This is a genomic window from Desulfobacterales bacterium (assembly GCA_030066985.1).
In the GTDB taxonomy this organism is placed as follows: Bacteria; Desulfobacterota; Desulfobacteria; order Desulfobacterales; family JAHEIW01; genus JAHEIW01.
On the sequence record JASJAN010000023.1, the window covers coordinates 28,568 to 51,208 of the forward strand.

Annotated in this window: 24 protein-coding genes; 5 read left to right on the plus strand and 19 right to left on the minus strand. The window is 48.1% G+C overall.

Annotated elements, in window-relative coordinates:
- Window positions 1-34 precede the first annotated feature (34 nt).
- From QNJ26_12930 to QNJ26_12940, 3 genes are all read right to left on the minus strand, one after another.
- Window positions 35-1,297 carry an MFS transporter gene (locus QNJ26_12930; protein MDJ0986439.1) on the minus strand — a complete coding sequence of 421 codons (1,263 nt, stop codon included), beginning with the start codon at window positions 1,295-1,297 and terminating at the stop codon, window positions 35-37.
- Between the two features lie 193 nt (window positions 1,298-1,490).
- Entirely contained in the window at window positions 1,491-2,405 is a 915-nt protein-coding gene (locus tag QNJ26_12935) for an NAD(P)-dependent alcohol dehydrogenase (GenBank protein MDJ0986440.1), read from the minus strand.
- 175 nt (window positions 2,406-2,580) lie between these two features.
- Window positions 2,581-3,000, minus strand: coding sequence for a rhodanese-like domain-containing protein (locus QNJ26_12940; protein MDJ0986441.1), 420 nt, complete (start codon window positions 2,998-3,000; stop codon window positions 2,581-2,583).
- A 367-nt stretch (window positions 3,001-3,367) separates the two neighbouring features.
- Between QNJ26_12940 and QNJ26_12945 the strand changes: the two genes are divergently transcribed.
- The 4 genes from QNJ26_12945 (at window position 3,368) to QNJ26_12960 (ending at window position 5,239) form a co-directional block, all read left to right on the plus strand.
- A complete protein-coding gene (locus tag QNJ26_12945; protein ID MDJ0986442.1) occupies window positions 3,368-3,505 on the plus strand; it encodes a hypothetical protein in 138 nt (45 codons plus the stop codon).
- 36 nt (window positions 3,506-3,541) lie between these two features.
- Entirely contained in the window at window positions 3,542-3,802 is a 261-nt protein-coding gene (locus QNJ26_12950; GenBank protein MDJ0986443.1) for a hypothetical protein, read from the plus strand.
- Between the two features lie 57 nt (window positions 3,803-3,859).
- Window positions 3,860-4,306 (plus strand): hypothetical protein, encoded by a 447-nt coding sequence (locus tag QNJ26_12955; GenBank protein ID MDJ0986444.1) that lies wholly within the window; start codon window positions 3,860-3,862, stop codon window positions 4,304-4,306.
- A 333-nt stretch (window positions 4,307-4,639) separates the two neighbouring features.
- On the plus strand, window positions 4,640-5,239 hold the full coding sequence (locus tag QNJ26_12960) for a hypothetical protein (protein MDJ0986445.1): 600 nt from the start codon (window positions 4,640-4,642) through the stop codon (window positions 5,237-5,239).
- Between the two features lie 478 nt (window positions 5,240-5,717).
- Here QNJ26_12960 and QNJ26_12965 read toward each other — a convergent pair whose 3' ends face one another.
- The 16 genes from QNJ26_12965 to QNJ26_13040 all read right to left on the minus strand — a co-directional run bounded on the left by QNJ26_12965 (window position 5,718) and on the right by QNJ26_13040 (window position 21,706).
- Window positions 5,718-6,317, minus strand: coding sequence for a hypothetical protein (locus tag QNJ26_12965; GenBank protein MDJ0986446.1), 600 nt, complete (start codon window positions 6,315-6,317; stop codon window positions 5,718-5,720).
- Window positions 6,318-6,388: 71 nt separating this feature from the next.
- A complete protein-coding gene (locus QNJ26_12970) occupies window positions 6,389-6,592 on the minus strand; it encodes a dodecin family protein (protein MDJ0986447.1) in 204 nt (67 codons plus the stop codon).
- A 213-nt stretch (window positions 6,593-6,805) separates the two neighbouring features.
- Entirely contained in the window at window positions 6,806-7,318 is a 513-nt protein-coding gene (locus tag QNJ26_12975) for a PocR ligand-binding domain-containing protein (protein ID MDJ0986448.1), read from the minus strand.
- Window positions 7,315-9,258: a response regulator gene (locus QNJ26_12980; protein ID MDJ0986449.1), complete on the minus strand. Its 1,944-nt coding sequence runs from the start codon at window positions 9,256-9,258 to the stop codon at window positions 7,315-7,317. Before QNJ26_12980 ends, QNJ26_12975 begins: the two co-directional genes overlap by 4 nt.
- A 38-nt stretch (window positions 9,259-9,296) precedes the next feature.
- The gene (locus tag QNJ26_12985) at window positions 9,297-9,647 is read right to left on the minus strand and encodes a response regulator (GenBank protein MDJ0986450.1); all 351 of its coding nucleotides are present in this window, start codon (window positions 9,645-9,647) and stop codon (window positions 9,297-9,299) included.
- A gap of 134 nt (window positions 9,648-9,781) precedes the next feature.
- On the minus strand, window positions 9,782-10,162 hold the full coding sequence (locus tag QNJ26_12990; protein MDJ0986451.1) for a cytochrome c3 family protein: 381 nt from the start codon (window positions 10,160-10,162) through the stop codon (window positions 9,782-9,784).
- A gap of 109 nt (window positions 10,163-10,271) precedes the next feature.
- Window positions 10,272-11,606, minus strand: coding sequence for a (Fe-S)-binding protein (locus QNJ26_12995; GenBank protein MDJ0986452.1), 1,335 nt, complete (start codon window positions 11,604-11,606; stop codon window positions 10,272-10,274).
- Window positions 11,607-11,749: 143 nt separating this feature from the next.
- Window positions 11,750-12,409, minus strand: a complete 660-nt coding sequence (locus QNJ26_13000) for a nitrate reductase (GenBank protein ID MDJ0986453.1) — start codon at window positions 12,407-12,409, stop codon at window positions 11,750-11,752.
- 11 nt (window positions 12,410-12,420) lie between these two features.
- Window positions 12,421-13,686, minus strand: a complete 1,266-nt coding sequence (locus QNJ26_13005; protein ID MDJ0986454.1) for a WD40 repeat domain-containing protein — start codon at window positions 13,684-13,686, stop codon at window positions 12,421-12,423.
- An 84-nt stretch (window positions 13,687-13,770) separates the two neighbouring features.
- On the minus strand, window positions 13,771-14,172 hold the full coding sequence (locus QNJ26_13010) for a response regulator (GenBank protein ID MDJ0986455.1): 402 nt from the start codon (window positions 14,170-14,172) through the stop codon (window positions 13,771-13,773).
- Between the two features lie 44 nt (window positions 14,173-14,216).
- Window positions 14,217-15,140: a universal stress protein gene (locus QNJ26_13015; GenBank protein ID MDJ0986456.1), complete on the minus strand. Its 924-nt coding sequence runs from the start codon at window positions 15,138-15,140 to the stop codon at window positions 14,217-14,219.
- A 5-nt stretch (window positions 15,141-15,145) separates the two neighbouring features.
- Entirely contained in the window at window positions 15,146-15,679 is a 534-nt protein-coding gene (locus QNJ26_13020; GenBank protein ID MDJ0986457.1) for a hypothetical protein, read from the minus strand.
- A 465-nt stretch (window positions 15,680-16,144) separates the two neighbouring features.
- The gene (locus QNJ26_13025) at window positions 16,145-17,866 is read right to left on the minus strand and encodes a sigma 54-interacting transcriptional regulator (protein ID MDJ0986458.1); all 1,722 of its coding nucleotides are present in this window, start codon (window positions 17,864-17,866) and stop codon (window positions 16,145-16,147) included.
- Window positions 17,859-19,001, minus strand: a complete 1,143-nt coding sequence (locus tag QNJ26_13030) for a hybrid sensor histidine kinase/response regulator (protein ID MDJ0986459.1) — start codon at window positions 18,999-19,001, stop codon at window positions 17,859-17,861. Before QNJ26_13030 ends, QNJ26_13025 begins: the two co-directional genes overlap by 8 nt.
- Entirely contained in the window at window positions 18,998-21,274 is a 2,277-nt protein-coding gene (locus QNJ26_13035) for a PAS domain S-box protein (GenBank protein MDJ0986460.1), read from the minus strand. Before QNJ26_13035 ends, QNJ26_13030 begins: the two co-directional genes overlap by 4 nt.
- A 24-nt stretch (window positions 21,275-21,298) precedes the next feature.
- Window positions 21,299-21,706, minus strand: coding sequence for a response regulator (locus tag QNJ26_13040; GenBank protein ID MDJ0986461.1), 408 nt, complete (start codon window positions 21,704-21,706; stop codon window positions 21,299-21,301).
- A gap of 298 nt (window positions 21,707-22,004) precedes the next feature.
- Between QNJ26_13040 and QNJ26_13045 the strand changes: the two genes are divergently transcribed.
- The gene (locus QNJ26_13045) at window positions 22,005-22,388 is read left to right on the plus strand and encodes a DUF3568 family protein (GenBank protein ID MDJ0986462.1); all 384 of its coding nucleotides are present in this window, start codon (window positions 22,005-22,007) and stop codon (window positions 22,386-22,388) included.
- Window positions 22,389-22,641: the final 253 nt, after the last annotated feature.

Below are 22,641 nucleotides of genomic sequence, written 5' to 3' on the forward strand. Positions count from 1 at the left end.
CCTTTACACCGTCAGGGGCGAGAATAGTGTATTTTCACCTTTTAAGAGACCATAACAATCCTGCCTGAATCAACAGGCCGATGACGGTCAGACCGCCAGCGGCAGCAAATGAAAAGCGATAGGCCCAGGGCTCAGCATAGCCGGCGGAAATCAACCCGTCCACGATGGGGCCGGCAATCAATGTGCCCGCCACACCAAAGCTGAGAAAAAACGTGCCGTTGAACCAGGCGAACAGACGTCCGCGCATCTGAGGCGGTATCAAAACAGATGCAAAAGTATAAGCAGCCGCCATAATTATCGCATCCCCGACCCCGCGTAAAAAGCATGCCACATAAATCATGGGCAGGGAGGTTGAAAATGTGAGCATACAAAGCCCGGCAACGGCAGCCAAGGTGCCGATCAGCAGTGCGCTGCCATTGCTGGTCCGACGACAGAGCCAGCCGACGGTCCATCCCAGGGCAACAATGGCCAGTGATTGGGTGTTCACAATATAAGACAGGGTACGGCTGTCGAGATCCAGGCCCGTATCCAGCGTAAGGTACTGCGTGAAAATGATGGCAATCGAGTTGCGGCCGAAATTGATAAATACCATCCCGGCCAGAAAAACCAGGTAAACAGCAGAAGTCGATGTCAATTTAGCGCTGTGATCTTTTGCAGTGCTTGCTGCAGGATCGATCTTAACGCCTCCCTCCGGCAGAAAAAAGAGCGGTAAAGTGGAGATCAGCATGGCGCCGGCGGCCACAAAAAAAAGCGGGCCTTCATAAAATCCCCAGCCTTCGACTTTTAGTCCCAAACCGTCATAGAGCAACCCGCCGATCCAGACACCGATCACACGTCCGACACCCCCCAGGCTGGCAAGCCACCCCTGAATGCGGCTACGCTGCTGTTCATCATAAATGTCTGAAACCAGAGCGCTCCAACTGATGTTGGACATCGACCAGAAAATTTCAATAATGGTCAATCCCAAGATAATCGCATAACCGGCAACACTGGGGGCGGAAAATTGCCGATGCACATACCAGACGGCAACCGTCCCGCAAGCCGCTAGTACTTCACCAACGATAATCAGGGTGCGGCGCATCTGGAGACGGTCGGAGAGGCGGCCCCAAACCAGGGTCTGGGCCAGCACATTGACCACCATCGGCAGCGTGGCAAACAGGGTGGTTTCAGTAACGCTGAGCCCAAGGTGATGGCGCAGGTAGATGGAAAGATACGCATAAAAAAGGCCGCGGCGAAACATGGCCAGTATTTCAAAGGACGATAAACCCGTAAAATAGCGTAAAGGCGTTGCGGGCAAGAAAACCTCTTTCGATTGGCTTATGAACGGCAATGGCAGTCCAGAATCAGGTGATTGCGCCGAGCTTCAATGGCAGTAAATCCTATTAGCACCCACCAGTCTCACCAGGATCTGTGCAATGTTTATCCAATTTAAACAGCTAAATACACTTCTGCTGCGCGCAACCATATGTCCCAAAACGGGTAGACGTCAATTAAAAATCGTTCTCGAGCACAATCCGGTAGCGCGGTTTACCTGTCCGCAACCTTTCTAATGCGTCGTTGACTTTGGACATCTCAAAGGTTTCTATCATCGGTTCGATGCTATGGCGGGCGGCAAACGCCAACATTTCGTTGATGGTGGCCGGGCTTCCCAGAGGCGATCCGCCAAAGGATTTTTGCCCGATAATCAAAGGCACGGTCGTTATCTCAACCGACGGGACCGCGCCGACAAGATGCAGTTTGCCTTTGGGACTCAAGGCGTTGAGGTAAGCATCCCAGGGCAGCGCAATATTGACGGTTACCAAGATCATGTCGAAATGTCCGGCGAGGTTTTCCAGCGCACCTGTGTCGCGGGTGCTCACATAATGATGGGCGCCCAGCTGCCGTGCCGCTTTCTCCTTTTCAGCGCTGGTGGAGAAAGCGGTTACTTCGCATCCCCAGGCTCGCAGAAATTGCAGGGCCATGTGCCCCAGGCCGCCGATACCCACCACGCCGACCCGATCTGTGGGACGGATGTTGTTTTGAACGAGGGGATTGAATACTGTAATACCGCCACAGAAAAGCGGACCGGCGCTGGCGGCTTTTACGCCGTCGGGCAGCGGAATCACCCAGCCCATGTGTGCGCGCACACGGTCCGCAAAACCGCCGTGTCGGCTCACTATCGTTGCCTGGGCGTTGGCGCACAGATTATGGTTTCCGGACATGCACTGGGAGCACAGCATGCAGGACTGTGCAAACCAGCCCAACCCCACCGTCTGACCTTTGGCCAGGTGCGATACGCCTGGGCCGATGGCTGAAATTTCACCAACAATCTCATACCCGGGCACCAGCGGATATTCGGCAATTTCCCATTCGTTGTTGATCATGCTCAGGTCACTGTGACAGATACCGCAGTGGCTTACCTTGATGTCGACCTATTCAGCTCCGATTTCACCGAGCTTATATTCAAACGGCTGCAGCGGTGCAGAAGCTTCTTTGGCGGCATAAGCTTTAACATCCATATGCTGTCTCCCTTCATATACTGGCAATCAATGCTGGGTTAGTCCAATCGTCATTTGAAGGTGCGCTTGCGAATTTCACATTTCACCAAATAGTCTTATACGAATCAGGCGCCAAATCCCACTTGCGACCGTAAACGTGGATACGGTCGGTCCTCTCATTTTGATCATATAACCACCCGCCGGCATGAACCCAAGCAAGAATACCCCCGCGCAGATTTATAATGGTAAATCCTTTTGGCGCGAGCTGCTGGGCAAATATGCCGCTGCGGTAAGCAATGGTGCAATAGGCAATTTTGAGGTGATCCCTGTATTTTTCAGGATTTTTCAGAAAAACTTCGGACGTTATCGCGCCGGGAAGCATTGATATCCGCTGCTCTTCCGGTTTGCGTGTGTCGATAAAGATAACTCTTCTTTCTCTGGCAAACCGAGCGGCAGTATTGGGTTCGACATCCGTCACTTCAGGAAAACTAATCTGATAATCGAGATATAGTTTTTCAATCACCCTTCGCTTTTCAAGGTCTGATAACGGCTCGACGGCAAACACAAGCGACGCAATCGATGAAATAAGGAGGACCGTCAGAAACTTGCGTAAGGTCGTTATTGTAATCCAATTTGTCATCGAGTTAATAATTTTGTTAAGCTCTCTGTAGAACACCGCACTCACTCCAATTCAGCATAAGGTTTGTTAGAATAGATATATTAATACCGGAAATCAAAATGTCATTACACCACAAAGGCCCTGGTCGGATTTGCCTAAAAAAGGCTTTATTTATTATAGATCTTATGTGAAACCATCACATGTCCCGGTTCAATCCGAAGACGCTCAACGATATGAAATGGTTTGTGGGCGTCTTTTTCAGGATCACCGCATGAAGATTGTCGATGGGGAAACCATTATGAAAAGGTTTTTACTTGCTTTCTTTATGATTTTACCATTGGTGGGTAGCATTTTTGCAAAAACCACATATGAAATTGCCCCTGAATACATCGCCGCGCCGGCCCGGTGATATTTTAATGCCGCCAGCAAAAGCGATCTGAAAGCCATGCGCCCTTGTTTTCAGGATGGGGCAGTCATCATAGATGTCAGCCGCAAGATTGAGGACATTGAGGCCATTAGCCGCTGGGCCCAAAATGAGGTCTCTAGTGGGCACTACACCATATTGCAAATTGTGACGAAGGAAAAAAATGCTCTGAAACTGCTGATCAGGTTTGCACCGCAAGGGCATAGCCATGGATTCAAGGCTCATTACACATTTGAATTCAAGGACGGTAAGATCAGTAAAGTGAACTTGCGGTATGCATAAGCTAAAATGGTAGCCGGCAGCGACCCGACCAAAACAGATAAAAAGGAAGTAAAAAAAATGAAGTTTAACTATATTGCCACGTTGAACATTTTACTATTGATTACTGCTTTGACTGCCAACGGTGACAATTTTAATGATTTCAGCAAGGACAGTCAGCTGCAAGAATTATCGCCACCGGTGCGCTGTTTTTTTGATGCCGCCGCTCAAAATGATCGCACCGCGTTGATGACCTGTTTTGCCGATGACGTGGCGGTCAGCGGCAAAGCCAAAGCTTCAATTGTACCCGATACGGAAACAGCCGAGCCTCCGGAACTGGGGTATCATGAGACGTCCATCACCCGCGTGCACGGTATCGTTGAGGTCAGCTTTAGGGCCTTTGGCATTCACTATGACATCATGGTGGAGTGCTGGGATCATCAATACGATCCCCGCTGTGTGGAAGATACTTATATACTGGAGCTTGTCGAGGGTCTCAAAATGGCATCCGATAAAGCAACGTCCTGAGATGGTGATATTTAGAAAATAGCTTCCCTTCCTTTTTAAGCAGGGGGCAGTGCATGTCTGAGCCACAAATGCAAACCATGCACCGCGCCCTGCCGTTTTTTATCTCAACTGCATCAATAGCGCTAAAATGAAATCAAAAGTTGACAAAATGCAGGATGATGACCAGCATAATCTGAAGAACAAAAATTGAAACAAGATGATTCATCCTCGGAAAACTAAAATTCCAGGGATGGATGAATCAATATGCTGAACAATTTCTTATAGAATTGCAGAAAACGCTCTGTGACGGGCCACATTTGTATTTACCCGGTCATTGCGAGAAAGCGTGCTCGAATGAATAAAATCTTGATTAAATTTTACTGTTTGGCGTTGATGTTAATGCTGGGCATGACGGCTTTTCAATTCTTCAGCTCATCCGATAGACCTGATAATCCCAATGCACTTTCCAGACTGCAGGCAGCACAAATATCAGACGACCGTGTTGCGACATGGGAGACCACACCCGGAATCCATCTTATCGCAGGGATCTGCGCGCTATTGCTCGTGACTTATCTGTACTGGAGCTGCTACCGCAAATTCCAAAAAGACAACCTGGCCGAGTCTAAAGTCAGGGAAAATACCCTTTACAACATCTCGCTGAAAACCGGCCGCACCGAATATGATCTTTTCCATAAGTCTGCAGAAGGCTGGTCGGTATCCAACGATAAAATTGAGCAGGATTTTAAACGCTATATGTCCGACCAGGTCATGCCGCATTATGCGCAGGATTTTGTCCGCAAAAATCGGGAGCACATCGACGAATCGTTGATCACCCGAAAGGATGTAAAACCGACGACCTGGAAGGATTGGGCGATCGCAGCGCTTGTATTTCCAGGCAGTGTCCTGTTTCTTTATTTTTTGATGTCCTTGTTCGATAAATACCCGAAAGTCTAATGCGCCACCCTCCGCCGCACCCGAATCCCAGTCTCTATTGCTGGTCGGCACAGCCGTTGTTCTGCTGCTGATTTTGGCTTACGCTGGTGACTGTTATTACATCTTCCGGGGAAAAGTAACATATAAACATGAAAGCGCCTACTGAGAAAAAAAGACAATGGTTGTGGTTTGCGGCACTTTGGTGCGGGGGTTTATTGGCGGCCTTCATGCTAAGTTTTCTGGTGCGCTGGCTGATAACAAACACCTAGGGTCACTAACAGACTCAAAAAGCTGAACTCACCTTTGTAACTTAAATCCTAAAGGTCACCCAAGATACGGACTAGTGAAATTTAAAATCATTCGTTTCGCCCACTAAAACACAGGATGCTTTTCAATTTAAGCAGTCAGCCCTTTAAGAATCCTCTAAAAAAGCGTTGACCTACTATATATTGTATATTATAATAGTTGGACTACAATATAGCTCTGTTCTAAATTATAGTCATCTTCTCGAATAGGCAGCCACATCTGCCCAACAATCAATCTTTGGAAGGAGATTGCCATGCCAGTCGCAAAGAAAAAAGCAAAAAAGAAAAAAACTGTTGCCCGAAAAAAAACGGCCGCAAAGAGAAAAACAACGGCCAGGAAAAAAACTGCTGCAAAAAGAAAACCGGCTGCCAGAAAAAGAACTGCCGCTAAGAGAAAGACGGCTGCAAAGAAAAAGACCGCCAGAAAAAAGACAGCCGCTAAAAGAAAACCGACAAAGAAAAAAGCAAAAGCCAGAAAGAAAACCACGGCTAAAAGAAAGACAGCTAGAAAGAAAACGGCTGCTAAAAGAAAACCGGCTGCAAAAAGAAAGACAGCCAGAAAGAAAAAGGCTGCCAAGAGAAAACCAGCTGCTAAAAGAAAGACAGCCAGAAAGAAAAAGGCTGCCAAGAGAAAACCGGCTGCCAAGAAAAAAGCAAAGGCCAGAAAGAAAACCACCGCAAAGAGAAAGACAACCAAAAGAAAAAGACGGTAGGTTCCATCTAAGCCTTAAAAAAACGGGGAGACGATCATCATTTTCTTCACGAATATGATCGAACTCCCCGTTTTTGTCCAACAGAGATGCATCCAGTACCGGGTTTCATTCGGTTGTTTAGTTCTTAAGAAACCCAGCCGCATTGATCCAAGCTAATTGGTAAGTACAAACGTAACTTTCAATAGCACCTTATATTGAGTTATCTTGCCATTTTTAATATCCGCCTGTTGATCCTTTATCCATACGCTCTTAACATTTTTTAGGGTCTTGTTGGCACGTTTGACACCGGCTTTTAGGGCATCATCAAAGCTTTTGGAAGAAGTGGCAGAAATTTCGGTTACTTTGGCAACGGACATGGTTCCCTCCTTTCACAAGTTCAGGTAAAATGACTTGATTGGATTGATGAGATACAAGTTGATTTGAACTTCTACGAATTAATGGAAATCTATGAAATGCAACATTGAGAATATGTGCATGGTGAAGTAAAAGTCAAGATGCAAAACCCCCTCGCCGGATCTTGCAAAAGACGGTTTTCATACTCTCCTAAAGCGTTAATCAATCACCAGGTCTTATCCCACTTTTTCGTGGATCTTTATGATTTGATCCACTTCATCCTGGATAAACCGAGTGTGCGCCACGGCTTGTTCCATCGTCATCATCGGAACTTCGGCAGACAGATCTTTTAGCTTCTCACGGTCGATACCGACGGTTTTGTTCACCATAAACGAATCAACCTCACCGTCTCCCAATATATAGCCGCAACCACCGGCAACTCCCAAAAATTTATCTCCAAAAAAAATGGGAACCACCAGTTTCATCAGACCGGCATCGCATTCTGAGATGACCGGTTGTCGGGTTCGCTCTGCTTGAGCAGCGATATTTTGATGTGCAACCGCACAGATATAGTTTTGCCCCTTCTCATCGGCCTTGATCAGCGGGCAGAGCTTGTTGGCCCAGCGCTTAAATTCGGTAATGCGTATGCCTTCCACGTCAAAAACCGAAGCATTCAAGCCGGATTGTGCATTAATTTTTTGTTCCAGTTCAAGCCATTTTTCTAAAGGTGCAATGTCGATAAGTTTCATTCATTTCTCTCCTTGGGTTTCGCAGAGGTCTCTGCCATCCTCGGAATCGAAACCTTAAATGCCGAGCCATGCCCGGGTTTCGATTCTACGTTTATCTTTCCGCCGTGTTGATCGATAACCTTATCTGCAATAAATAGTCCCAACCCTGTTCCTTGGTTCCCTTTGGAGGAAAAGAACAGGGTAAACAAATTTTCATAGGTCTCCTGATTCATTCCAATGCCATTGTCCTGAATTTCAAAAATGACCTGCCGAGCATTCTGCTGAACTCGGAAAACAATTCGATGCTTTTTGTCGGCTTGATCTTCAAGGCAGGCGTCCAGCGCATTTTCCAGTATATTGATTAACGCCAGTCGCACAACGCCGGCATCGATATTGAGTGTGCCGACCGTTTCGTCGAAGTCGCGGATAAAATCGAAGCCTTTTGCCCTAATTTTTGCTTCTACTGTTGCAGCCACATCTTCGGCAAAGTTGAGGCCATCGATAGGTGACCGTTTGAGCTCTCTTTCTTTGGCAAAGAAGAGGATGTTATGAACCAGTTTGCGAATACGATCTACAACCGTTTTAACATCCGCCCAACCTGCCTGCACGCGTTCCGGTTTGTCCTTGGCAAATCCGGAATCCACCAGATAGATACCGCCGTCCAAACCTGTCAGCAAGCCTTTGATTCCGTGCGATATGGAGCTGATCTTCAATCCCAAAGAAGACAGATGATCCTGCAGTTTGCGAATCTGGGTGATGTTAGTGGACATTTCCATGACGTGGGTGACCTCGCCGTTGGCGTTGCACAAAGGGGCTGTCCAGATCAAAACATTGTAGCGCTCACCGGATTTGGCCGTGACCACCATCTCCGATTGATGAGACCGGCCATCTTCAAAAGTTTTAACCACCGGGCAGTTCGGACAGGGTTCGGCCCGATGTTTGTAGACCTCATGGCAAAAAGCACCTTGTTCAACATCAAAATCTTCTTTGAAACGTCGATTGGCTGCCGTCAGCCGAAATTGGCGATCCTGCACCGAGATGTAACAGGGCACTTCATCAAAAAGTTGCTGATAGCGCTGACGGCTGCGATCCAATTCTTCCTGCAGGCGTTTAACTTCCGTTATATCGGCCGATATCTCCACAACCAGCTCGACGTCACCGTCCTGATTGCGAATCGGTGCGGTGTTGACCATCACCGGCGCTTTTTCACCGCCCACGGTTTTGACAACGGCCCGGGTCCGCAGCCCTTTGCCGCTGGTATACGTCTGGCCGGCCGGGCAATTTTCGCGGGTGCCCGTTTTTCCTGAATAGATCTCCCAGCTTTTACAGCCGACCTTATCTCCCAGGCGGTCTCGATATAAAGGATTGACCGCGACCACCTTCAGCGCCGGGCTGTGAATGGAGACAAAGCAGGGCATTTCGTTAAAATAGGTCAGACCGCCTTCCAGATCCACGGCCATATCGCGCATGGCAGAAGACAGCCCTTCGACGGCCTGCCCGACGGCAACCTGCCGTTCGATTTCAACCAGTTTAGCGGATTTTTCGCGTACCAGCGATTCAAGATTTTCAGTATATTCCCGCAACTGCTGCCGCATGCGGATTTTTTCAAGTGCCCGGTTTAAGGCAATTTCGAGCACATCATCGTTAATCGGTTTGGTGACAAAATCGATGGCTTGATACTTGAGGCTTTTAATGGCCAGATCCATGTCTCCGTGGCCGGTGATCATAATCACTTCAGTGTCGGGACTTTCCTGCTTGAGGGTGCGCAACAGCTCGATGCCATCCATGCCAGGCATTTTAATGTCGGTGAGCACAATCGGCGGTGCTTCGCGGCGGAAGATATCAAGGGCTTCTTCTCCGTCCTGGGCGGTAAAAACCGTATAACCGCTGTCGGTTAGAGCGATACTGAGGACCTTGCGGATGCCTTCTTCGTCATCGACGATTAATAGTTTCTTATTCATTTCGCTCACGTTACCAGGTTGGCCATTTGAAACGGGACTTAGCCGATCGTATTTTTAACGATTCCGACCAATTTTTCCGGGTCAAAGGGCTTCTTCACAAATGCAACGGCGTCCTTAACCGCATGATCGCCATCGATTCCGCTGACCACAATCACCGGCGTGTTCTTCAGTTCCTTGTTTTTGCGAAGCTTGCGGTAAAAGCGGGGGCCCCATTCGCCGGGCATTTGCAAATCCAGACAGATCAGGTCCGGCTTTTCGGTTTTGACCACCTCCAGCCCTTCCATGCTGCTGGAAGCACTGCAGGTGGCATAACCGTTATCGCTAAACACCGCCTTTAAATATCTGACGACAGCCGGGTCATCGTCAATGATTAAAATTTTCTTCGGCATAGCCTTCTCCTTCGACAGATTTGAGCAAATACTGCTCAAATCTGAGTTAATTGTTACTGGTTATTTGTTATCAGAATTGGATCGTGCCTTTCGATTTTCTTTCAGATAATTCACCAATAACGAATAACCTATAACTAATTGCGAATATGGCATGAACCGCACATCACTGGTCCCTTTTTTTGTTCAAGGTGACAGCCTTTGCAATTTGTATGAAATGCCTTGCGCAAACCGGGCATATCGCCTGAGCCCTTCTCATCATGGCATTCGGAACAGCTTTGATCTTCCGAGGACTCATCTTCCAATTTTTGGCCGTCTTCATAAACATGATGGCATTCGCTGCAATCCTCCAGAGCCGCTTTTTCGTTGTGGTCATCATGCCGAAAAACTGCCGGAGGTCGTTGTCTTTTTGAGAAACCCTCATCTTCGACCACTTCCATATCTTCCTGTGAAAATGCCGGCATCAGAAATACGCCAACAAAGAGGAGTGCCATTACTAAAAGTACGCCTTTTTTCATTATACTAACTCCTTCCAACTTGCAGGTTCACAGGTTCTGCGTTCAGGGTTCTGGGTTAACAATCCTGAGCCTCAGAACCTTTGAACCCTGAACCTCTGAACCCTGAACCTTATGACGGTTTCTCCATCACATCATATAAAATATCACTGATAAACTTTATCTCATAGCCGAGCCCATAATGATGATTGATATCCTCGAGGCCGCTGTGGCAGTTGTGACAGGGCGCTATCAATATTTTGGCGCCTCTGGACTTGGCTGCAAATAGCTGCTCGGCTTTGATGCGATTGCCGTCCATGCGTGTCATCTTGTATGGCGGCCCGCAATTGATGACCCCACCACCGGCACAGCAGCAGTAATTGTGTTCCCGGTTGGGATGCATTTCGATCAGCTCTTCGCAAATGGCATTGACGACATAACGGGCCTTATCTGCCAGACCGCCGCCTCGAATCACGTTACACGGATCATGCAGGGTTACAGGCTCTTGAAATTTTTTAGCAATGGTTATTTTTTGGTCTTTGATCAATTCATAGTAAAAATCGATGGCATGAACGATGGGTATGGGCGGCATGCGCCAACCCAGCCAGCGATTGCCCATATCGTAGACCGAACGAAAGGCATGGCCGCATTCGCCCATCACAATCCGGTTAACGCGCAAACGGGCGGCAGTTTCAAAATGGGCCCGCTTCACCCGCCCCATGATCTCATTGTCACCGGTATACATAGCCATATCGCTGTTATCCCAGCCCGGTGTAGCCGGCATGGTCCAGTCTACCCCGGCCACATCCATGATGACCGCCGCCTGGTAAAGCAGCTGCGCCTGAAATTTGGGCTCAGGCCCGATGACCGAATACATAATATCAGCCCCCTCTTTTTCCAATGGAATCCGTAAGGTAGGAATTTCGGCCTGGGCTTCTTCCTCCTGCCACTGCAGTGTATCAATCCATTCATCATCTTTTACCCACATCTGATTCATCGTAGCGGCATGGCTGTGGGCGGTGTCTTGAATATAGAGCGGTGTCACGCCGAGCAGGTGGCAGATGCGTCTGACGGTCAACATCATGTAGGCGATGTCGATGCCAAACGGGCAATACATGGCGCAGCGTTTACAGGCATTGCATTGGGTTGAGGCAATCTCAGATGCGCGTTTGATAAATTCAGCGCTGACCTGCCCTCTGGTCTTAAGCATTTCCCACAGGGTTTGCTTTACTTTTCCGACTGGCGAAAATTGTGGATCTTTGTCATGTGAAAGGTAATAGTGGCAGGCTTCAGAGCACAGGCCACAGTGGACACAGGTTTCCACATAGGCCTTGAGGCGTGCGCCGGATTCCCCTTTTAAAACGCGGTTGATGACTTTTTCTATCCGCTCCTCAGTCAGATTCTGGACACCAACCTCCAGTCCTTCATCGACGATCTTCTTTTCTTCTGTTATCGCTGCTTCAGCCATGAGCATTGTCCTCTCAATCTGGTTCTATAGTATTTGTTTTTACCACAGAGATCGCAGAGCAAAGGTTTAAATCGTTTGTGAGCCTTAATTTTTTTCTCTGTATGCTCCGTAAGCCCTGTGGGCAAGCTTTTACATTATGCAACCTACCAATCTCTAGCGTGCCTTATGGCGCCAAATTCCGACCCCATATACGCCCGGGTCAACGGTGCAAACAGCATATGGCTCAAACGCGTAAACGGAATGGCCACCAGCATGATTTCGCCTGAAAGAATGTGCAGAATCAGAAGTGTTTCATACCCGAACCACTGATAATAGACCAAAATACCGGTAACAAACGGTGCGGCCACAATTGCCAGAAGGATGTAATCGGACGCCGATGTCACATACTTAACTTCCGGATTCACCAAACGCCGCACCAAAAAGAACACACAGGAAACAATCACAATCAGCGTCATTATCTCAGCCCACCCCTCGGGCAGCGTCCACCAGCTGAGGTTCCAGGATTCTTCGACCAGGGTGACATGGGCCAGTAAAAAAAGCGGCGTCAGTATTAGGCAGATGTGAAACGCAAAGGCCACGATTGTCAGCGCCGGATGCCTTCTCATATTTTCAGTGGCAAAGGGCGTGCTCCAACGAAAAATGGAGCGCAGGCTGTATTTCAAACTCATGTAGGAATAGATGAATTTTTCTTTGCGGTGAACCAATATCATTAAGCTGATGAGGCGATAAAGACAGCCACCGATGAAAAGGATAAATGCCAGCCAGGCCAATGGGCCACTCACAAAATTGTATAGATCGTGCATGCTACCCCCTTTTAGCGCAAAATCTCTTCGACAGGTACAATGCGGCGCACATAGATATTGTTATGGAGTGTGCGCAGTAGAATCTTATCGCCGTCGGGACTGAACACGGGATCCCAGATGGCATCAAATGCCTGATCCCAGATGCGATCATTGACAACAATGCTGTATTTGCCGTCTTTTTCAATTTTAGCAGCAAGCGTTTTTCCACCAGGGCTAAATACCGGCGGCCAGGCCCTGTCAAAGCCGTTTTGCCACACGGCGCCGTCAGCAACAATAAACCAGCGCCCGTCGCTTTTAGCCGCCGCCGCAACTCGCTTACCATCCGGGCTGAAGACCGCATCGCTAATTTGATCTTTAAACGTCACCGGCCAGGGGCGCCCGTTGACGGCAACGGTCCAACGGCCGTACTTGGGTGCCACGATCGCTGCCAGCGTACTGCCGTCGGAACTGATCATCGGATGCCAGAGCTGCACAAATTTTCGATCCCAGACGATCTGTCCATCTTGAGCCAGCACCCATTTACCGCCGGTTCGGACCGGAGCGATGACGGCGTTGTTTTCCGGATGAAATATGGGCTCCCAGACGCAATCAAAGGTTTGTGGCCAGGGTGTACCATTGACGGCTATGGTGTAATCGTAGAGATTCAGCCGCACCTCGGCGGCCAGTTTTTCGCCGTCCGCACTGATGGCTGTTTTCCAGACATTGACAAATGTCGTATCCCAGGGTTGACCATCTGCGGCCACGGTAAAAGCACCCTCTTGAAATTTAAGTATTTCACCTTCACCAAAATCAGCCACCTGAACGGCGGCGGCGGTGTGGGAGCCGTCGGGGCTGAGCATGGGATTGGTCATATTGGAATATGTTTTTTCCCAGACAACATCATTTAAGGCCATACCGTATGTCATATCCTGCTGAACAGCGACGGAAATGTTCTGACCGTCCGGGCTAAACTGCATATCCCACACATAGCCGAAGTTGTTCTTCCAGGACGTGCCGTCCACGGCTATGGTCCACTCTCCCATTTCAGACACAAAAGCGACCGGGCGACCGTCGGGTGTAAATCGCAGGTGCCAGATTTTATCAAATACGGTCTCCCACGCTTTTCCATTCACACAGACATTAAACTCACCTTCTGCCAAGTTGACGATGGCAGCGACCTGCTCGCCGTTGGGGCTGACGCAGAGCTCCTCCACCCAGTTATAGGTTGCATGCCACTGGCTGATATCGGCTATTTCCCTGCTGCCAGGTTCCCAGTCCCACTCAATTCGTGTCAACATTGGTTCGACTCCTGTTGGCTTGCTTCAGTTTTCCCTTGGCCGTCCTGTTTCTCAACCGCGTGCTCGCACCGATGGCAAATACCGTTAATGCGAACCGATTAGCGCGTTTGTCATGTTGAGCAGATGCTCGGCTTCAGGCGGTTTTTCAATATAGGCATCCGGGTCCGGAATGGGCTCCTGGAGACGCGCGTTGACCATATTCAAATAATGCGCAAAGGTTTTTTGGGTAACGGCTGACAGCATAATGACCGGTATCTCACACAATGTTTCATCCGTTTTGAGCTGCCGGTACATTTGAACGCCGCCTTCGCCAGGCATCATGACATCCAGTATGATTAGATCCGGACACACATCTCTGGCTTTGAGCATGCCTTCATTTCCATCCCGGGTCATCACCGGCTGATATCCGCTGGTTTCCAGAAGCGTGGAGATGAAGATTCGCATATCCAATTCATCTTCGACGATCAGAACCGTTTTCTTTTTCATACGAAAACCCTATCCTCACAAGCTGCCATTACGGGCATCGACGTTTAAAGATGAGCGACTTTATCCGGATGATTGACACTGGCCACCGGGCAGGCGGATCGCAGAACAACCTGCTCGACCGTGCTGCCGAGTTCCGCCTCTTCAGGATCAATTTCCCGCGTGTGGTGAGCCATGACAATCAGATCGCCGGTCTTTTCACGCGCAAACTTCAATATTTCAACGTATGGAATCCCTTCGCGGACTTCGATGTCGTAATTGTCATACCCGTTCATTTTGGCGACATAACGCTTTTCAATTTTTTGCCGCGCGGCTTCAATTTGTTTCTCAATCGCTGACTGCTCCATAGTGGCGCCGGCAGAGCTGGTGTTGATTTCGCAGGCATGAAAAAGATGCAGTTTAGCGCCCACCTCGCGGGCTAAGCCGAAAGCCCACTTGTAGGCATAGTCGGCAGCCTTGGAAAAATCGGTTCCGAAAACAATATTGGAAAACAATTTCCAGCAGGTGGTACAGGGGCGACTGATGATCACCACCGGACAGCGCGCGGATTTGGCCACTTTTTGCATCGTGCTGCCGACAATACTGCGGTAGCGGGTCGCACCGACATCCTCCTGCCGGGTATGTGATCCCATAATGATCAGGTCAATGTCTTCCTTGCGAGCCTTTCTTAAGATTTCCCTGTATGGGACGCCAACCGCAGCTTCGATAACCGCATTTTCACTGTCGGCCAACAAAGCGCCATAGGTATTTTTCATTTCTTCTCTGACCCAATCGATATAGTCCGGATCCGGCTCCATAAGCTCACCGGTTCTCACATCGGTAACAAAAGGGCTATAGCCGCGACTGGGAATGCCCAGTACGTGAAAAATAAACAGCTTGGCATCCCACTTCAGCTCCAGATCGAAGGCCACTTTGGCAGCGTTATCGCAAGTGGGGGAAGCCGTTGTGGCAAAAAGGATTTTTTTAAACATCTCACTTACCTCCTTAGCTCGCAGTGTTCAGGGGTGGCGTGAAAACTCAGTTGCCACGCAATCCCATCGATAAATTCGAACAGCGTGTAGACCGTATCAAATTCAAAAATATCGACACGGTCCCCGAAAACGACATGCTTCAGCCTTCCAAGCTTGAGCGGCACATCCAGCAAACCGGCCAGCTGCATGGACTTAATCTCAGAGGTCTGGCTGGCATGGACGCCAAAAAGGGAATTGTATATCTCCAGACGCTTATCCGGAACGCCGATCATCTCCACTGTTTTACCGAATTCCAGATGATCGAGCAGACCGGCATCGCATCCCTGTTGCGGACAGCCTTGGACCTGTTCCGAATAGGTGGGGAAAAACGCATTTAACTGATTAAAAAGCGCATATTTTTCGAGCATCCTGAAAAAGCTTCTCAGGGTGTATGCTTCCTCAAGTGCAATCTGACAGCTGAGTAAATCGAGCCGTTCAGCATCGACGGCTTTTCCCTCGTAGTGAATGGTGCCGTCTGTATTTAAGGTGACAGCATTCATGGCAGTCTTTTACTTCCCATCAAAATTTATGGATTCGTTGCGACAGTTGTTTACCCGTTCGTGCAACCTTACTATGAGCATCAAACGTGCCAGCCACTTTAAGATGAACTTTAAATCATTTATTTTTAAATTATTTTAGTTACTTAAAAATTCATCAAGCGAAATGCCGCCGGAATATCGACCAAAGTGAATGTTGCATAATTGAAACAAATTTTTGATGATATTGAGGCGAATGATCCTAAATTGGTGAGTAATTTTTTTAAATTTTATTAATTACTATATAATTACAATTATTTATAAAAATACCGCAGATCCACCTGAATACACCTATAGAACTGCAACATATTGCAACAATTACTGCATCAAAATGCAATCATCTTTGCTATGATTCCTAAGTTTGATGGTCGGTGTTCAGAATATGTGACGGGTTAGCGTCGGATCGGATATGGGGGGGTGGAGAATAAATTAGCTGAAAATATTGTATTTTTTCATCTTGCGCCACAAGGTGGATCGGTTCATATCGAGCGCAGAAGCGGTCTTGCCTTTATTCCAGTTGTGTTTTTGCAGGGCATTTAAAATCAGGGTTTTCTCGCTGTATTCAATATTTTTCTCAAAGGACGACTTATCGTCGGGCAAGCGGGATGACAGATCATCCTGAAGGGATAGCGGTAAATGATGATGCTCAATCATTTTATCCTGACAGACGATCAAGGCATGTTCGATGATGTTTTCCAATTCTCTGACGTTTCCGGGATAATCATGGTTTAACAGCACTTCCAGCGCGTCGTTTGAAATTTTTTCAACGGTCGTGTCCCGGGTCGCACACAGGCGCTTTAGAATATGGGAAATGAGTAGCGGGATGTCACCCCGCCGATTTTTCAATGCAGGCAAATCCAGACGCATCACATTCAACCGGTAGAACAAATCTTCGCGGAATCGCTTTTCTCTGACCAACTGCTCAAGATTCTGGTTGGTCGCGGATATAATGCGAACATCCACCCGGGTGGTCTTGCGGCTGCCCAGCGGATAAAATTCCTTGTCTTCCAGAACCCTCAGCAGTTTGGCCTGCAGCGATAAAGGCAAATCACCGATTTCGTCCAAAAAAATGGTGCCGCGATCCGCTTCCTGAAATCGCCCCGGTTTGTCTTTGTCTGCTCCGGTAAAAGCGCCTTTGACATAGCCAAACATTTCGGATTCCAGCAAATTATCCGGCAATGCTGCGCAGTTGACTTTGACCAGCGGTTTTTTCGAGCGCTTACTGGCATTGTGAATGACCCTGGCCAATACATCTTTGCCGGTGCCGGTGGGGCCTTCAATCAGAACGGTGGCGTCACTGGCCGCGACAACCGGTACAATCTCAAAAATCTGTTGCATGGCCGGATCCTTTCCGACCATATCGTAAAACGTATAGCGGCCTCTTATTTCACTGTTGAATTGATATTTCAATGATAGATCCGAAATCGTCGCCAGTCCGCCGACAATGCGGCCATCCTCATTTTTAAGCGCCATGAAATTGGCTCTGATGGGTATGGCCTGTCCATCGCGGGTCTTGATTTCCCCTTCAGCGGTTGAACGTGCTTGTCCGTCGGCAATGGTTTCCTCAAACAGCACCATTTCATGGGAGGCGGTTTTGCCAAATATGGTACTGCAGGATTTTCCCAGCACATTGCCGCGGTTGAAGCCGCTGATAGTTTCGGCCCGGTTATTGAAAAACGTGATATGCCCGCCGCGATCAACTGTCAGAACGCCAATATCGAGGTTGTCCAGAATAATTTTCAGCCGTCGATCATCGTGTCGCACGCGTTCAAGCAGATCTTTAAAGACGGTATGATCCTGAAAAACTTCAATACACCCCAATGGGGTCTGGTCCGGTCCAAAAATGGGTGTGATAATCCGCGTAATATTGTGCTTGCCGGTCTGGCTGTCGCTGACCTCAAAATCGACACTGCCGGTTTGACGACCGCTTTCAACAGCATCCAGGTAATAGCATTCGCCGCCGCACAGCGGGTCAAGCAACACCTGGCTGCAGTATTGGCCGCGCAAATCCGATTCATTGTACCCGGTAATAATTTCGGCAGAGTGATTCAAAGAAATGATCTTGCGATCCGGCCCCACGACCATAACCCCCATTGAAAAGGTGTCTAAAAGATCGCCGAGCTGGCGGTAATGAAGGAAAATGTCATCCATTTGGCTTTTTAGGAAGTTTGATGAAAAATGTAGAGCCGACATCTTCTTGCGATTCGACTTTAATTATGCCTTGATGGGCATCAACAATTTTCTTGCTGATCATCAACCCGATGCCCGTTCCCTCGGAACCTTTGGTGGAAAAGAAGCGTTGGAATAGTTTCCGTTTTGTTTTTGCCGTCATACCGCAACCGTTATCCAGCACCTGATATTCAACCCCCCACCCGCGCCTTTTTTGCGCCCGGACGGTCACGGTTTTGCCCAGCTCATCCGGGTCGTTATTGCGGCAGGCATCAATTGCATTTGACACCAAATTCAGCAGACAGCGGCAAATGAGATCCGTATCAAAGTCACATTCCGGCAAATCTGCTGCAAATTCACTGACCAGCTCGATTCCCAATTCCTGGGCACGAGGGCGCATCAGATCTATGACCTCTTGAGCCGGCTCGCGAGGATCACCGGCTTCGATATTTAAATCGGTAGCTTTAGCGTAGTTGAGCAAATCCAGCGACAGGTTGGTGATCTTATCAACATTGCCCTTGATCATCTCCCAGCCCTGCATCAGATACTTTTGATCATTGAGCTCGATCCCTTTCTCCAGCACAAACGCACCGCCCTTGAGCCCGCCGGTAATATTCTTAATGGCATGGGAGAGTCCCGCCACCGTCTGACCGACCGCAGCCAGTCGTTCAGCTTCAACCAGCTGCTGTGTCTTTTCTTTCACCAGTTGCTCAAGGTTCTGGGTGTATTCATTGAGCTTTCGTCGCATCTCTATGCGCTCGGCTGCTCGATTTAATGCAATCTCCAAAACTTCATCATTAATGGGCTTGGTGACAAAATCGGTGGCTTCATACTTAACGCTTTTGATAGCCAAACCCATATCACCGTGACCGGTGATCATGATAATTTCCGTATCCGGGCTGATTTTTTTTAAACGGCGCAACAGTTCAATGCCGTCCATTTCAGGCATTTTGATATCGGTCAGCACAATCGGCGGTTGTTTGGCTTTAAAAACCCGCAACGCTTCGACCCCATTGGCGGCGGAATGTACCTGATAACCCAAATCTGATAGAGCAATGCTGAGGACTTTGCGGATTCCCTCTTCGTCATCAACCAGTAATATTGATTTTTCCGTCATTCTTCTTCTGCGATGGGAAATTTTATGATGAAACCCGTCCCCTCACCTTCGCGGGAGACGGCGCGAATGCTACCGTTGCAATCCTGAATGATGCCATAGCTAATGGAAAGGCCCAGACCGGTACCCTGTCCCACCTTTTTGGTGGTAAAAAAAGGCTCGAAAATTCGTTCTAAAATGCTCTCCGGAATTCCGGTTCCGGTATCATGAAACTCAACAGTGACCACACCGTCATTGGATCGCGTTTTTAACCGGATGGCTTTGGCGTCTTTGGGATGCGGTTGGGATTGCCAGCGCTCGTCAATGGCATCCCGCGCATTGATCAACAAATTGATAAACACCTGTTCCAAGCGATCCGGATCGGCCATGATCAGGGGCAGATTCGGCTCCAAATCACGCGCCAGTTCGATACCGCGAACTTTGAGTTGCTGTCCTAAGATTTCAAGCGCTTTTTCCAAGATGGTGTTAACCTGGACTTTTTCCAGCGTAATGTCTGATTTGCGACCAAATTGGCGCATGTGATTGATAATTTTGGTGGCCCGATCCACATAGGTGTCGATTTCCTCAGACATGGTCAGAAGGATATCGTCTTTAATTTTTTCATTTTTACGGATTTTTTTCATAAAAAAGCGGCTGGCCGTCTTGATGACCGACAGGGGTTGATTGAGCTCATGGGCGACACCGGTGGCCATCTCGCCCAGTGTTGCCATTTTGCTGGCCTGAATCAATTGCTGTTCGGTTTCCAGCCGCTGGGTAATATCGCTGGTGGTCACCAAATACACTTTTTCGCCGGGATATTCATGCGGTGATATGCGGATGTTGACAAAAAGTGTGCGATCGCTCTTATCCAAGTGTCTGGCCTGATTGATAACCGGGGTGGTCTTGATCAAATTCCGGTAATGGTCCTGTTCCTCCGGTCTAAAAAGCTTCATAAAGGACCTGGCCATTATCTCATCTTTTTTGTAGCCGTAAACCGTTTCGACACTGGTGTTGCAATCCAGGATTTCGAGCGTATCCATATCCAAAACAAAAACGGGATTGGGGATGTTATCAAAAATTGCGTAGTATTTTTTCTCAGATTTTTCGAGCTCCTGTTCGAGCAATTTGATTTCGGTGACATCCAGGCTCATCTCCATGGCAGCCACAATTTCGCCGTTTTCATTTGTTATCGGAGATGTTTGCACAATCCAATGGGTCGGACTTCCGTCTTTGCCTACGCCTCTTTCCTCGCTGAAATGCGACATGCCGTCTTCAAAAGTTTTCTCCACCGGACAAATCACGCATTTTTCATTGCGTCCTTTGTAGGCAGCATAGCAGTAATCACCGGGCATGGGATTAAATTTCTTGTCAAATTCCCGATTATAGCGAATCAATTTATAATTACGGTCCTGAACGGTGATGATGCAAGGAACCTGCTCAAACAAATTCTGGTATTCATTACGCTGCTTGTTCAGTTCGGTTTGTTTTTCTCCGATTCTTTTGCCCATTTTGTCTATGGCAACCGACAGCCGGCCCAGCTCATCAACCTGGTCGACATCAATCTGATTTAAATAATCGCCGTTGGCAATCTGCTGTGTGCCGTCAATCATTTTCTTTATAGGCCGTTTCACAAAGCGCAGAATAAAAAATATGATCGCCGCTGAGGTGATCAAAAACAATATGGCGGCAAAGGCCACCAGCCAGCCCTTAAATACACCGAGCTCTTTGTCTATCTGGTCTAGCGATATCACCAGATCCAAGGCGCCCAGCACCTTTTTATCTTCCGGATGCGCATGGCAGACGGAAGATGCGCAACCGGGCTCACTGTAAATGGGGCTAATAATGCCTAGCAATCGGTACCCCTGGGAATCGGTAAAAATGCGCGTTCTTTCCGACAGGCTCAATTCGGAGAGCGGCGGCTCCGAGCGGTGACAGATGTAACAGGCCTCATCTTTGATGTTGGTGATGGTGTCCACCTCGGCGTCTTTATTTGAAAATTTTATTTCACCGCCCTTGTTGTAAATACGGATGTTTTCAAGTTTTTTCTCTTGAGCAATATTTTTAATGATCAGCGTAATATCTTTTCTTAAATTGTTCATCATGGCATAGTGCATACCAAGCTTGATGGAATGAGACAGTCCATCGGCACCTTCAACAATACCCTGCATGATTTTTTTATGCTGGTAGTTGATGTTAAAATAGGCCCATATCGAAATGCTCAGTAACAGGATCAGCCCAACGAGGATCGTCAGCTTGGATATGATGCTGCTGCTAATGTGATGAAAGAGTTTGAACATACCAACGCCGGTGATGTTAAATAATTATGATTGACTTCCCAAAAGTTCGTGAATCAGGCGGCTGAGTTCGCCCGCATCCGGTGGTTTTTCCATGTACGCTTCGGGTTCCGGCAACTCCAAACCCTGGCCGGGGCTTAACAATCTGATCGAATGCAAAAATGTTTTTCGGGCAATGGCAGATAAAATGATAATCGGTATGCACGATAATGCGGGGTCGGTACGAAAGTGTCGATAGGTCTGAAGACCGTCATCAATTTCAGGCATCATGACATCTAAAATGACAAGCGCCGGTTGGTTTGTGCTGGCCTTTTGAACAGCTTCGGTTCCATCGCGGGCCGCAGTGGCTTCAAATCCGGAAGTTTCCACCACTGTGGTGATAAAAATACGCATATCGCGTTCATCATCAACCACCAGGATTTTGCGATTTCCCATAGTCAAATTCCAGTGCCCAAAATGCTAAGAGTTGGGAAACGATGGTCGCGACACCATCGGTGATTGCAGCTTTTACTGAACGGCCGCTTAATTTTGTACCAAATTGATTAAATCTGCAAGTACAAAAGGAAAAAGCGCGGCTTGAAGCCGGTATTTCGTTTTTAATCGATCCGGCCAACAGTTTATTCCGGCCAGAAGAGATACCGGCACAAAATGGACTTTTATGGGATTGGCGGTATTTTGACTATCGCAGGCAAATCAGATATTATGAAATGATAAGGAGCCTATTTGAAAACATATGAAACGCCTCTATTTTAAATCAGCCATCTGGATGATGGGTCTTTTGCTGACGCTAAGCGCCGGTTGTGCCCAACTGCGCGGCCGCACAATTGAAACCTATCATTCCGATTATCGTGCCACCGTGCAGGCCAGCTCGGAGGCATTGGAAAATCTAGATATACCAATTCTAAAGGAAGTGTCGGACGAGCTAAAAACCGAATTTTTAGCAAGACGACCAAATGGCACACCGGTGACGGTGCAAGTGACGCGGATCGATCAAAATTTTACCCAAGTTTCGGTCGCCACCGGCGCCGGCGTCGACCGCATCCTGCACAGGGAAGTTTCAAACCAGATTCATGGATTTATTCGCCAGAAGATAGGGACGATCACTGTCGAAGATTAAAAGCTATTTCAAAAATGTGTCTAACGCTCAAAGGCTTTGTTAAAAACCGATTCAAAATGCTCGAATACTAATCCGCCGGAGGCGGACTCCACTTTTGAATCGGTTTTCGCCTTGCCTTTGGACGTGATCCACTATTTTTGAAATAGCTTTTACTTGTCTAAGGGGTTGTGGCATTATTCATTCAACCGCTCCCGATGAGCGAAATGAATGATCACTCGCGAATACCGCGCACTGTTTGAGTGCATTAGGGATC

Coding starts and splice junctions, on each gene's coding strand:
- QNJ26_12945 (MDJ0986442.1), top strand. CDS start 3,368: ATGAAGATTGTCGATGGGGAAACCATTATGAAAAGGTTTTTACTTGCT.
- QNJ26_12950 (MDJ0986443.1), top strand. CDS start 3,542: ATGCGCCCTTGTTTTCAGGATGGGGCAGTCATCATAGATGTCAGCCGC.
- QNJ26_12955 (MDJ0986444.1), top strand. CDS start 3,860: ATGAAGTTTAACTATATTGCCACGTTGAACATTTTACTATTGATTACT.
- QNJ26_12960 (MDJ0986445.1), top strand. CDS start 4,640: ATGAATAAAATCTTGATTAAATTTTACTGTTTGGCGTTGATGTTAATG.
- QNJ26_12970 (MDJ0986447.1), bottom strand. CDS start 6,592: ATGTCCGTTGCCAAAGTAACCGAAATTTCTGCCACTTCTTCCAAAAGC.
- QNJ26_12975 (MDJ0986448.1), bottom strand. CDS start 7,318: ATGAAACTTATCGACATTGCACCTTTAGAAAAATGGCTTGAACTGGAA.
- QNJ26_12980 (MDJ0986449.1), bottom strand. CDS start 9,258: ATGAATAAGAAACTATTAATCGTCGATGACGAAGAAGGCATCCGCAAG.
- QNJ26_12985 (MDJ0986450.1), bottom strand. CDS start 9,647: ATGCCGAAGAAAATTTTAATCATTGACGATGACCCGGCTGTCGTCAGA.
- QNJ26_12990 (MDJ0986451.1), bottom strand. CDS start 10,162: ATGAAAAAAGGCGTACTTTTAGTAATGGCACTCCTCTTTGTTGGCGTA.
- QNJ26_12995 (MDJ0986452.1), bottom strand. CDS start 11,606: ATGGCTGAAGCAGCGATAACAGAAGAAAAGAAGATCGTCGATGAAGGA.
- QNJ26_13000 (MDJ0986453.1), bottom strand. CDS start 12,409: ATGCACGATCTATACAATTTTGTGAGTGGCCCATTGGCCTGGCTGGCA.
- QNJ26_13005 (MDJ0986454.1), bottom strand. CDS start 13,686: ATGTTGACACGAATTGAGTGGGACTGGGAACCTGGCAGCAGGGAAATA.
- QNJ26_13010 (MDJ0986455.1), bottom strand. CDS start 14,172: ATGAAAAAGAAAACGGTTCTGATCGTCGAAGATGAATTGGATATGCGA.
- QNJ26_13015 (MDJ0986456.1), bottom strand. CDS start 15,140: ATGTTTAAAAAAATCCTTTTTGCCACAACGGCTTCCCCCACTTGCGAT.
- QNJ26_13020 (MDJ0986457.1), bottom strand. CDS start 15,679: ATGAATGCTGTCACCTTAAATACAGACGGCACCATTCACTACGAGGGA.
- QNJ26_13025 (MDJ0986458.1), bottom strand. CDS start 17,866: ATGGATGACATTTTCCTTCATTACCGCCAGCTCGGCGATCTTTTAGAC.
- QNJ26_13030 (MDJ0986459.1), bottom strand. CDS start 19,001: ATGACGGAAAAATCAATATTACTGGTTGATGACGAAGAGGGAATCCGC.
- QNJ26_13035 (MDJ0986460.1), bottom strand. CDS start 21,274: ATGTTCAAACTCTTTCATCACATTAGCAGCAGCATCATATCCAAGCTG.
- QNJ26_13040 (MDJ0986461.1), bottom strand. CDS start 21,706: ATGGGAAATCGCAAAATCCTGGTGGTTGATGATGAACGCGATATGCGT.
- QNJ26_13045 (MDJ0986462.1), top strand. CDS start 22,005: ATGAAACGCCTCTATTTTAAATCAGCCATCTGGATGATGGGTCTTTTG.